This window comes from Streptomyces sp. NPDC058534, assembly GCF_042717365.1.
Taxonomy (GTDB): Bacteria; Actinomycetota; Actinomycetes; order Streptomycetales; family Streptomycetaceae; genus Streptomyces.
Window position 1 is genome coordinate 65,835 of record NZ_JBHXNW010000044.1, and the last position, 8,301, is coordinate 74,135.

The window sequence follows — 8,301 nt, forward strand, 5'->3', positions numbered from 1 at the left end:
TGAAGGTTGGCTCCGCGGGCGCGTACTTTTAGGCGCAACACGCGTCGGTAGGAGCAGTCTTGGCACGGAAGATCGGCAGCCGGTACACCGCCCACCAGATCCTCGGGCGGGGCAGCGCCGGCACGGTGTGGCTCGGCGACGGTCCCGAGGGGCCCGTCGCGATCAAGCTGCTGCGCGAGGACCTGGCCTCCGACCAGGAACTCGTCTCACGCTTCGTCCAGGAGCGCACGGCCCTGCTCGGCCTGGAGCACCCGCACGTCGTCTCCGTCCGTGACCTGGTGGTCGACGGCAACGACCTCGCCCTGGTCATGGACCTGGTCCGCGGCACGGACCTGCGCACCCGCCTCGACCGCGAGCGGCGCCTGTCGCCCGAGGCCGCCGTGGCCGTCGTCGCGGACGTCGCCGACGGCCTGGCCGCCGCGCACGCCGCCGGGGTCGTGCACCGCGACGTCAAGCCCGAGAACGTGCTCCTTGACATGCGGGGCCCGCTCGGTCCCGGCGGCTCCCACCCGGCCCTGCTGACGGACTTCGGGGTGGCCAAGCTCATCGACACCCCCCGGCGCACCCGGGCCACGAAGATCATCGGCACGCCGGACTACCTGGCCCCGGAGATCGTCGAGGGCCTGCCCCCGCGCGCGGCGGTCGACATCTACGCGCTGGCCACGGTGCTGTACGAGCTGCTGGCCGGCTTCACGCCGTTCGGCGGCGGTCACCCCGGCGCGGTGCTGCGCCGCCACGTGACCGAGACGGTCGTCCCGCTCCCCGGCATCCCCGACGAGCTGTGGCAGCTCCTCGTGCAGTGCCTCGCCAAGGGACCCGCCTCCCGGCTGCGCGCCTCCGAGCTGAGCGCCCGGCTGCGCGAGCTGCTGCCGATGCTGGCCGGGATGGGCCCGCTGGACGTGGACGAGCCCGACGCCGAGCAGGAGGAGGACCCGCCCGAGGAGCCCGCGACGTCCTCGGGGGCTCCCGCGCCCGCCGGGGAGCCGGTACGCCGCCGGGGCGCCGTGCCCCTGGTGCCGGGGGCGAAGCCGGCCGACTCCAACCGCGACACGCACACGTCGATGCGCGTGCCCGCCCCGGACGAGCTGGCGGGCGGCGCCAGGGGCACCGCCCGCGCCCCGCGCGCGTCCGGCGCCCCACGCCCCGGCTCGGCCCGCAACCGCGCCGCCGCGCGGCGCCGCCGCCTCGCGCTGGGCGGCGGGGCGGTCGCCCTGGTGGCGGCGATCGGCGTCGGAACGTGGCTGGCGACCAGCGGCGACGAGGGCGGCACGGCGCCCCAGGACCCACGGAACTCGGCACCGGCCTCCCCTTGAGCCCGAGGCGGGCGTGACGGAAGCGTCCGCACGGCGACGCGCCACCCGACCCGCGTTCCGCTGCGACGAAGCCCCCGGCCGCTCGTGGCCGACCGGCAGGATCGCCGGCCGGCGTCCGGCCGTCGGCCGGGCCCGGCACCGGCCCGCCCGGGTGCGGCGCGCCCCGGCCGCGCGCCGCCGCGGGCGTCCGGCGCCACGGTCCGGCGGGGGCCGGTCGGCGGAGCCGTTACGCTGGACACGTGGCAGTCGTCGATGTATCCGAAGAGCTGAAGTCCCTCTCCTCGACCATGGAGTCGATCGAGGCCGTCCTGGACCTCGACAGGATGAGGGCAGACATCGCCCTGCTCGAGGAGCAGGCGGCCGCGCCCTCCCTGTGGGACAACCCGGACGAGGCGCAGAAGATCACGAGCCGGCTCTCCCACCTCCAGGCCGAGGTGCGGAAGGCCGAGGCCCTGCGCGGCCGGCTCGACGATCTCGGGGTGCTCTTCGAGATGGCCGAGGAGGAGGACGACCCGGACACCCGCGCCGAGGCCGAGTCCGAGCTCACGGCCGTGAAGAAGGCGCTGGACGAGATGGAGGTCCGCACCCTCCTGTCGGGCGAGTACGACGCGCGTGAGGCGCTCGTCAACATCCGCGCCGAGGCGGGTGGCGTGGACGCCGCCGACTTCGCCGAGAAGCTCCAGCGCATGTACCTGCGCTGGGCCGAGCAGCGCGGCTACAAGACCGAGGTCTACGAGACGTCGTACGCGGAGGAGGCCGGCATCAAGTCGACCACCTTCGCCGTGCAGTCGCCGTACGCCTACGGCACCCTCTCCGTCGAGCAGGGCACGCACCGGCTGGTGCGCATCTCGCCCTTCGACAACCAGGGGCGCCGCCAGACCTCCTTCGCGGGTGTCGAGATCCTCCCCGTGGTCGAGCAGACCGACCACATCGAGATCGACGAGTCCGAGCTGCGGGTGGACGTGTACCGCTCCTCGGGCCCCGGCGGCCAGGGCGTGAACACCACCGACTCCGCGGTACGGCTCACCCACCTCCCCACCGGCATCGTGGTCTCCTGCCAGAACGAGCGGTCCCAGATCCAGAACAAGGCCACCGCGATGAACGTCCTCCAGGCCAAGCTCCTGGAGCGGCGCCGTCAGGAGGAGCAGGCCAAGATGGACGCCCTCAAGGGCGACGGGGGCAACTCCTGGGGCAACCAGATGCGTTCGTACGTGCTGCACCCGTACCAGATGGTCAAGGACCTGCGCACGGAGCACGAAGTGGGCAACCCCGAGGCCGTGTTCAACGGCGAGATCGACGGCTTCCTCGAAGCCGGTATTCGCTGGCGCAAGCAGCAGGAGAAGTAGCGCGGAGCGGAAAGGCCGCTTTGTCGACAAGGCAACTGCTGCTCATCGGGCGGCGGTTGCCTTTTGTCTGCCCGCCGTTCGCCGGTGATGTCTGGGTTTTACATCACACTCACACCCTTTGTGTCCGGCATACGGCCCGTACCTGGACATCGCGTACGCAACGGCCTTGACGTTGCTTTGAACATTCGTAAGGGTGAGGCGCGGCATGCGTATTTCTGGGGCGCATGTGAACCGGGGGACATAAGCGCAGCCACTCCCGTCGATCACGGCCCCGAGTGCGGCCTCACTGACTAATCGGCTACTGGGGGTAGCAACCACATGACGAAGAAGACGCGCATCCGTGTCGCGCGCATAGCGGCCGGCGCCGTGATCGCCGCCGGCGCCTCGCTGACCGCCGCGGGTGCCGCCTCGGCGCTCGACATCGGCGTCAGCGCGGGTGTCGGTGACACCAACGTCGACCTTGGCGTGAGCGTCGGTGGCGACACCGAAGGCACGACCGAGGGGACCACCGAGGGCACCTCGGTCGGCGTGACCGAGGGCACGACCGAGGGCACCGACGGCGGTGCGACCGACGGCGGTGCGACCGATGGTGGCGTCACCGATGGTGGTGTCACCGACGGTGGCGTCACCGATGGTGGCGTGACCGACGGTGGTGTCACCGATGGTGGTGTCACCGACGGTGGTGTCACCGATGGTGGCGTGACCGATGGTGGTGTCACCGACGGCGGTGCGACCGATGGTGGCGCGACCGATGGTGGCGCGACCGATGGTGGCGCGACCGACGGCGGTGCCACTGACGGCGGTGCCACTGACGGCGGTGCGACCGACGGCGGTAACGGCAACGGTGGTAACGGCGGCTCGGAGACCACTGGCGGCAACACCGGCGGCAACGGTGGTGGCGGCGACAACACCACCCCCGACGGCGGCCCCAACGACAACGTCGCCCAGGACGAGGGCTCCTCGGCCCTGACCGACACCGGTGAAGAGGCCCCGGCCTCCGACACCGCCGCCCAGGGCAGCGGTGACGAGCTGGCCGAGACCGGCGCCGCGGAGACCACGTTCCTGCTGGTCGGCGCCGCCACGATGATCGCGGGCGGTATCGGCTTCCGCCTGCTGCCGCGCCTGATGAACGGTCGCGGCGGAGCCACTGCCTGACCGTAGGCGTACGCCTACGCACGGCACGCACACGCGAAGGGGCCCGGAGCGCACAGCGGCACAGCGCTCCGGGCCCCTCTGCCGTGTCTCCGAAGGCCCTGTGGGGCCCTGCGCGCCCGTCAGACGGTCTGGTGGGCCAGCAGGGCCACCGCCGCGATCAGCGCCGCCAGCAGCGCGATCAGCGTCATCGGGTTCAGCCCCGCCAGGGGGCCCTCCTGCTGCATCCGCTCGCGGTTCGCCCGGCACACCGGGCACCGGCCCTCATTCACGGGCGCCGCGCAGTTCGCGCACACCAACCGGTCGTACGTCATGCGCTCGCCCTCCTTGCCGCCGGCTCCGCCTGGACAACGCCCGCAACGACACGAACGTTCCCCTTCCACTGTGCCAGGTTCCGGGGGACCCCGCGCGTCCTCCCGCCGGGGACAAAACGCGCAACTGATACGCAACCCAGACCGGTGACTGCGGTCCGCTCCCCGGTTCGCGTATGGTCACGCACATCTACCCCCGGCGACCCGTGGTGCATCCGTGATCCGATTCGACAACGTCTCCAAGGTCTACCCCAAACAGAGCCACCCAGCCCTCAGGGACGTCTCCCTGGAGGTCGAGAAGGGCGAGTTCGTCTTCCTCGTGGGATCCTCCGGCTCCGGAAAGTCCACCTTTCTGCGGCTGGTCCTCCGCGAGGAGCGGTGCAGCCACGGCCAGGTGCACGTCCTGGGCAAGGACCTCGCCCGCCTGTCCAACTGGAAGGTGCCGCAGATGCGGCGCCAGCTGGGGACGGTGTTCCAGGACTTCCGCCTGCTGCCGAACAAGACGGTCGGTGAGAACGTCGCCTTCGCACAGGAGGTCATCGGCAAGTCCCGCGGCGAGATCCGCAAGTCGGTGCCCCAGGTACTCGACCTGGTCGGTCTCGGCGGCAAGGAGGACCGCAGACCCGGCGAGCTGTCCGGCGGTGAGCAGCAGCGCGTCGCGATCGCGCGGGCCTTCGTCAACCGGCCCAAGCTGCTGATCGCGGACGAGCCCACGGGCAACCTCGACCCGCAGACCTCCGTGGGCATCATGAAGCTGCTCGACCGCATCAACCGGACGGGCACCACCGTGATCATGGCCACCCACGACCAGAACATCGTGGACCAGATGCGCAAGCGCGTCATCGAGCTGGACAAGGGCCGCCTCGTCCGCGACCAGGCACGCGGCGTCTACGGCTACCAGCACTGACGACGAGGAACGAAAGGCTTAACGAGACGCCATGCGCGCCCAGTTCGTGCTCTCGGAGATCGGTGTCGGTCTTCGCCGCAATCTGACGATGACCTTCGCGGTCATCGTCTCCGTCGCCCTGTCCCTGGCCCTGTTCGGCGGTTCGCTGCTGATGAGCGACCAGGTCACCACCATGAAGGGCTACTGGTACGACAAGGTCAACGTCTCGGTCTTCCTCTGCAACAAGAGCGACGCCGAGTCCGACCCCAACTGCGCCAAGGGCGCGGTGACCTCGGACCAGAAGAAGCAGATCATGTCCGACCTCGACGAGATGGCCGTCGTCGACAAGGTGACGTACGAGTCGCAGGACGAGGCGTACAAGCACTACAAGGAGCAGTTCGGCGACTCGCCGCTGGCCAGTTCCCTCACGCCGGACCAGATGCAGGAGTCGTACCGGATCAAGCTGAAGGACCCGGAGAAGTACCAGGTCATCGCCACCGCCTTCGACGGCCGGGAAGGCGTGCAGTCCGTGCAGGACCAGAAGGGCATCCTGGACAACCTCTTCGGCCTCCTCAACGGCATGAACTGGGCCGCCCGCGCGGTGATGGCGCTCATGCTGGTCGTCGCCCTGATGCTGATCGTCAACACGGTGCGCGTCTCGGCGTTCAGCCGGCGGCGCGAGACGGGCATCATGCGCCTCGTCGGCGCCTCCGGGTTCTACATCCAGGCGCCGTTCATCATGGAGGCGGCGGTCGCCGGGCTCATCGGCGGTGGTGTCGCCTGCGGCTTCCTGGTGGTCGCCAGATACTTCATCATCGACCACGGTCTCGCCCTGTCCGAGAAGCTGAACCTGATCAACTTCATCGGCTGGGACGCCGTGTTGACGAAGCTGCCGCTCATCCTGGCCACCAGCCTGCTGATGCCCGCCTTGGCCGCGTTCTTCGCGTTGCGCAAGTACCTGAAGGTGTGACACATACCAAGAGGGCCGAACGGTCAAGCGACCGTGCGGCCCTCTCGCGTTGTCCTAGACTCACCGGCATGTCAGGTCGTGACCTGTTCTGTCAGCCCCGCCGCGTACGCCACGGGGCCGCCCTGACCTTGGTGTTCGCGAGTGTGCTCGTCGCGGGCGGGGTCAACGGCGCGTTCTCCGGAAGCGACCGGAAGCCCGAGCCGGACAGGGCACGTCCGGCGGCTCCCGCCGCGCGGCACGACGCGGTGGCCAGGGCGGCCGCCGAGGCGCTGGCCGACGGCAAGTCCCCCGAGGAGGCCGCCGAACGCGCGGTCAGCCGCAGCGGGGACCGCTGGGGCGCCGTCTACTCCCACGGCGAGTACGAGGAGTTGGAGGACGCCCTGGACGGCCGGTACACCGGCGTCGGGCTCTCCGCGCGCCGCGAACGCGACGGCCGCATCGAGGTGACCAAGGTGCGCGCCGGCTCGCCCGCCGCCGACGCCGGGATCCGCGAGGGCGACCGGCTGCGCAGCGTCGACGGCGAGCGGGTCGACGGGCGGCCCGTCACCGAGGTCGTCGCCATACTGCGCGGCGACGCCGAGGACGAGCCCGCCGGCACCGCCGTCCGGCTGGGCCTGGAGCGCGGCACGCGCGCGTGGAGCGAGACCGTGCGGCGGGCCAGGCTCTCCACGGAGCCCGTGACGGTACGCACCCTCGCCACCGGCGACACGGTGATCAAGGTCAGCTCCTTCACCAAGGGCGTCGGCGCACAGGTGCGCGACGCCGTGCGCCGGCTGCCGTCCGGCACGGGAGTCGTCCTCGACCTGCGCGGCAACTCCGGCGGCCTGGTCTCCGAGGCGGTCACCGCCGCCTCCGCCTTCCTCGACGGCGGCCTGGTCGCCACGTACGACGTCGACGGCGAACAGCGGGCCCTGCACGCCGAGCCCGGCGGCGAGACCACCAGACCCCTGGTCGCGCTCGTCGACGGCGGCACCATGAGCGCGGCCGAACTCCTCACCGGAGCCCTCCAGGACCGCGGCCGGGCGGTCGTCCTGGGCTCCCGCACCTTCGGCAAGGGCTCGGTGCAGATGCCGAGCCGGCTGCCCGGCGGCTCGGTGGCCGAGCTGACCGTCGGGCACTACCGCACCCCCTCCGGCCGCGGCGTCGACGGCACGGGCATCACACCCGACCTGGAGGTCGACCCGGCGGAGTCGTCCGCGCTGGAACGGGCGCGGACGGTACTGAGCGGGCTGGGACCGACCGCGTAATCGGCTTTCCGTGAGCCCCCTCGGTAGTGCCAAAATGGTTGCACTATGGCTAAGGAAAAAGGGCGCAAGCTGATCGCGCAGAACAAGAAGGCGCGGCACGACTACCAGATCCTCGACACCTATGAGGCGGGACTCGTCCTGTCCGGGACCGAGGTGAAGTCGCTGCGCCAGGGACGGGCCTCGCTGGCCGACGGCTTCGTGCAGCTGGACGGACACGAGGCGTGGCTGCACAACGTGCACGTGCCGGAGTACAGCCAGGGGACCTGGACCAACCACAGTGCCCGCCGCAAGCGGAAGCTGCTGCTGCACCGCGTGGAGATCGACAAGCTGGAGGCGAAGTCCCAGGAGACCGGTCACACCATCGTGCCGCTGGCCCTCTACTTCAAGGACGGCCGGGCCAAGGTCGAGATCGCGCTGGCGCGCGGCAAGAAGGAGTACGACAAGCGCCAGACGCTCCGTGAGAAGCAGGACCGCCGCGAGGCGGAGCGGACGATCTCCGCGATCCGGCGCAAGCAGCGGGGCTGACCGCCGGGAATGGGCTGGCACCCTCGTGCGTTGGTCACGTAGGATGGCATCTGCACCCCAGGCGGGTGCGTGCGCCCTCTTCCGGAGGGTTTGAACTGTTGTAAATTAAACACAGCAACATGGGGATGATCGGTTTCGACAGCGGCTGTCGAAGCAGGGGAAGCGTGTCGAGGAAGCGGCCATGATCTCGTAAACCACAGGCCGAAAAAATAATCGCCAACACCAAGCGCGATTCCTCCCAGCAGGCCTTCGCCCTCGCTGCCTGACCTCAGGTAGCAGAGCGAGCCTCCTACTACGGGAGTGTCAGCCCGGGGCTGTTCCCGACCCGGATCCTGGCATCAGCTAGGGGACTAAACCTTGATCCCGGTCACGGGGTGAAGAGGGAAACCAAACAGTGACTGAGCCCGTCGGAGACTTGTCCGCGTGATCTCCGGGGCTGAGAAAATCGAAGCGGACTGCACACGGAGAAGCCCTGATTCCGCACCGTTGGACGCGGGTTCGATTCCCGCCATCTCCACGAGGTCGAGGGCGGCCTGTGCTCGCGTACAGCG

Annotated in this window: 8 protein-coding genes and 1 other RNA gene; 8 read left to right on the plus strand and 1 reads right to left on the minus strand. The window is 70.2% G+C overall.

Going from position 1 to position 8,301, the window contains the following annotated elements; translation table 11 throughout:
• The first annotated feature begins 59 nt into the window (after positions 1 to 59).
• The 3 genes from ACFWR9_RS25485 (at position 60) to ACFWR9_RS25495 (ending at position 3,814) form a co-directional block, all read left to right on the plus strand.
• On the plus strand, positions 60 to 1,313 hold the full coding sequence (locus tag ACFWR9_RS25485; RefSeq protein WP_383846070.1) for a serine/threonine-protein kinase: 1,254 nt from the start codon (positions 60 to 62) through the stop codon (positions 1,311 to 1,313).
• Positions 1,314 to 1,552: 239 nt separating this feature from the next.
• Positions 1,553 to 2,659, plus strand: coding sequence for a peptide chain release factor 2 (gene prfB / locus ACFWR9_RS25490; protein ID WP_383846072.1), 1,107 nt, complete (start codon positions 1,553 to 1,555; stop codon positions 2,657 to 2,659).
• Between the two features lie 318 nt (positions 2,660 to 2,977).
• Positions 2,978 to 3,814 carry a hypothetical protein gene (locus ACFWR9_RS25495; protein WP_383846074.1) on the plus strand — a complete coding sequence of 279 codons (837 nt, stop codon included), beginning with the start codon at positions 2,978 to 2,980 and terminating at the stop codon, positions 3,812 to 3,814.
• Between the two features lie 119 nt (positions 3,815 to 3,933).
• On the opposite strand, the gene ACFWR9_RS25500 is transcribed toward ACFWR9_RS25495, so the two are convergent.
• Entirely contained in the window at positions 3,934 to 4,125 is a 192-nt protein-coding gene (locus ACFWR9_RS25500; protein WP_383846076.1) for a hypothetical protein, read from the minus strand.
• A gap of 214 nt (positions 4,126 to 4,339) precedes the next feature.
• On the opposite strand from ACFWR9_RS25500, the gene ftsE reads away from it, so the two are divergent.
• The 5 genes from ftsE to ssrA all read left to right on the plus strand — a co-directional run bounded on the left by ftsE (position 4,340) and on the right by ssrA (position 8,270).
• Positions 4,340 to 5,029: a cell division ATP-binding protein FtsE gene (gene ftsE / locus ACFWR9_RS25505; RefSeq protein ID WP_383846078.1), complete on the plus strand. Its 690-nt coding sequence runs from the start codon at positions 4,340 to 4,342 to the stop codon at positions 5,027 to 5,029.
• Positions 5,030 to 5,060: 31 nt separating this feature from the next.
• Positions 5,061 to 5,978: a permease-like cell division protein FtsX gene (ftsX, locus tag ACFWR9_RS25510; protein ID WP_383846080.1), complete on the plus strand. Its 918-nt coding sequence runs from the start codon at positions 5,061 to 5,063 to the stop codon at positions 5,976 to 5,978.
• A 68-nt stretch (positions 5,979 to 6,046) separates the two neighbouring features.
• Positions 6,047 to 7,225, plus strand: coding sequence for a S41 family peptidase (locus ACFWR9_RS25515; RefSeq protein WP_383846082.1), 1,179 nt, complete (start codon positions 6,047 to 6,049; stop codon positions 7,223 to 7,225).
• Positions 7,226 to 7,270: 45 nt separating this feature from the next.
• The gene (gene smpB, locus ACFWR9_RS25520) at positions 7,271 to 7,750 is read left to right on the plus strand and encodes an SsrA-binding protein SmpB (RefSeq protein ID WP_383846084.1); all 480 of its coding nucleotides are present in this window, start codon (positions 7,271 to 7,273) and stop codon (positions 7,748 to 7,750) included.
• A gap of 121 nt (positions 7,751 to 7,871) precedes the next feature.
• Positions 7,872 to 8,270, plus strand: a transfer-messenger RNA (tmRNA) gene (gene ssrA / locus ACFWR9_RS25525).
• Positions 8,271 to 8,301 lie beyond the last annotated feature (31 nt).